The organism is Roseateles sp. P5_B10 (genome assembly GCF_056400485.1).
This window is the reverse complement of sequence record NZ_JBFULE010000755.1, coordinates 1-2,527: the sequence shown is the minus strand read 5'-3', so window position 1 is coordinate 2,527 and position 2,527 is coordinate 1. Positions and strand designations below refer to the sequence as shown.

The 2,527-nt window shown below is 63.9% G+C and carries 2 protein-coding genes; one reads left to right on the top strand and one right to left on the bottom strand.

Features of this window, described 5'->3' with window-relative positions:
• A partial coding sequence (locus AC1DU6_RS27095; RefSeq protein WP_477860901.1) for a GGDEF domain-containing response regulator occupies window positions 1-721 on the bottom strand: 721 nt, incomplete at its 3' end.
• Window positions 722-928: 207 nt separating this feature from the next.
• On the opposite strand from AC1DU6_RS27095, the gene AC1DU6_RS27090 reads away from it, so the two are divergent.
• The coding region (locus AC1DU6_RS27090) for an alginate lyase family protein (protein WP_477860899.1) at window positions 929-2,527 on the top strand (1,599 nt) is incomplete at its 3' end.

The window sequence follows — 2,527 nt, the reverse complement described above, 5'->3', positions numbered from 1 at the left end:
GCACTGCATCTCCGCCGGCGTGGCCGTGTGTGTCGTTGACTTTCTTGAAGTGATCCAGATCCAGCAACGCCACGCAGACGGGATGCGAATGCCGGCGTGGGTCCGCGAGAGCGCTAGCGGCAAGCTTCAAAATATGGCGCCGGTTCGGGACACCTGTCAGTTCATCAGTAAATGCTGCCTGGACCGCAAGTTCGTGTGCATGCGCCAGTTCGGCTGCCATGCGCTGGTTGGCCCGTAGCAACCGCTCGAGGTCATCCTTCTCGTCGCGCAGCGACTTGCGCTGCAGGTACAGCGCTACGAAGGCTGCCACCTTGCTCTGCATCACAAGCGGCGGAACGGGCTTCATCAGAAAGTCAACCGCACCAGTTTCATAGCCCTGAAACGTTCGCTCGGTGTCGATGCTGGCCCCGGTCAAAAAAATGATGGGCACCTCATTTGTGCGTTCATCGCCGCGCATTGCCGCGGCGAGCTCGAAACCATCTACGCCAGGCATGTTGACGTCGATCAACGCCAAGGCGAACTCATATTGACGCAGTAACTCCAACGCCACCGCTGCCGACAGCGCAGATACAACCTCAACGCCTGGCCGATCCAAGATTAGCTTGGTTGTTACCAAGCTGTCAGGATGGTCATCGACATGAAGAACGAAGGCGATGTCGCGGGTAGGCAGCGCTAACTCCCGAAAACTGTGCCTTTGCACGTTAGCAAGAGCCAGAGCCAACGATGTTGCTCAGGATAAGAATTTTTCAATGCGTTACTGATGGGCGCGAATTGCTATCTGCTGGCCAGCAGATGCGATGCTTGAAACGTTCCGTAAAAGAACCCCGTAGCGGGGTTCCTGCCACGATTTCTCGGGGCGCAGCCCCTACAAACGCGCGCTGACCGTGGTGCATGGGCCCGCGGCAATCAACGCAGTTTGAAGGACCTGATGACCGCTACGCACGACCCGCATCCCGCCCTCGCCCGGCGCTCCCTGCTTGCAGGCCTGGGCCTGCTGCCCGCTCTGCCGCTGCTGTGCAGCGCGCCGGCGCTCGCCGAGACCCGCCCGGTGCCCGCCTCGGCCAGCGGCGTCTTCCGCCACACCGGCCTGCTGGTCACGGACGACGACTTCAAGCGCATCCGTGGTCATATCGCGGCCGGCGAGCAGCCCTGGACGGGCTGGTGGAACAGGCTGTGCGCCGACCGCCTCACGTCGCTGACTAATGGCTGGCCGAGTCCGCAGCCGGCGGTCTACCGCCAAGACAACAGCAAGTTCGCGCTGTACCGCGACATCCAGCGCGCCTGGTGCCTGGCGCTGCGCTGGAAGCTGTCGGACGACCTCCGCTATGCCGACAAGGCGGTGGAGACCCTGGATGCCTGGGCGCAAACGCTGAAATTGGTCGCGACCAAGGCCGAAGGGTCGACCGCCCCTGACGACCACACCTACATCCTGATGGCCGGCATGCAAGGCCACCAGTTTGCCCAGATCGGCGAGGTGATGCGCAGCTACCCAGGTTGGGCGCCGGCGAGCCTGGCGCGCTTCCAGCAGATGCTGCTGGATGTGTTCGGCAGCATCTGCTCCGGGTTTCTCAAGAAGGTCTCCCTCGGCTCGCATGCCAACTGGGACATGGCCTCGTTGTGTGGCGCCATGGCCATCGGCGTGTTCTGCGACCGGCCCGAGCTGTACAGGCAGGCCTGCGACTACTACGCGGGCAACAACCGAGGCGAGCTGGCCATGTTCGGCAATGGCTCCATCGTGCACAGCGTGTACTTCATGCACCCGGGTCATTTCGGGCAGTGGGAGGAGAGCGGGCGCGACCAGGGGCATTCGACGCTGGGGATGTCGCTCGGCGGCGACCTGCTGGAGATGGCCTGGAACCAGGGTGACGACCTCTACGGGATGTACAACAACCGCTTCCTCGCAGCGGCCGAGTACGTGGCGCGCTCCAACCTCAAGGACGAGAACGGCAACGTCTACGCCATGCCGTACGCGCCGGAACACAACCCCTCGCAGCCCCATACGGCGAGGTGGACGGAGGTCAACCAGTCCTTCCAGAACTACCGCAACGCCTGGGAACCTATCTACAACCACTACGTGAACCGCATGGGGCTGGCAGCGCCCAACGTCGCGCGCATGCTGCCGCTGTGCGAAGGGAACTACGGGTCGGGCAATGGCGACGACATGGTGTACCCGACGCTGACGCAACGCCGGCCTGCCTATGCCGGGCCGATGAAGGCGCCCTCCGGCCTCACGGCTCCTGTGCACGACGGCCGCGTCGTGCTGTCGTGGTGGGGCAGCGTGGGTGCGACTTCCTATGCGGTCAAGCGCGCCGCCCGTGCCAACGGGCCCTTCACTCACTTGACGACCATCCCCGCCACCGAACTCCTGACCCACACGGACACGCCGCCCAAGGGTGTCTGGTTCTACCAGGTCACCGCCCTGGGCAGCGCCAGCGCCAGCGCCGCTTCCGCGGTGGCGCGGGCCGCCGTGCCCGGCGAGCGACGTTTCTCGATGCCATTGAATGGCAGCAACGGCACGGGCACCATC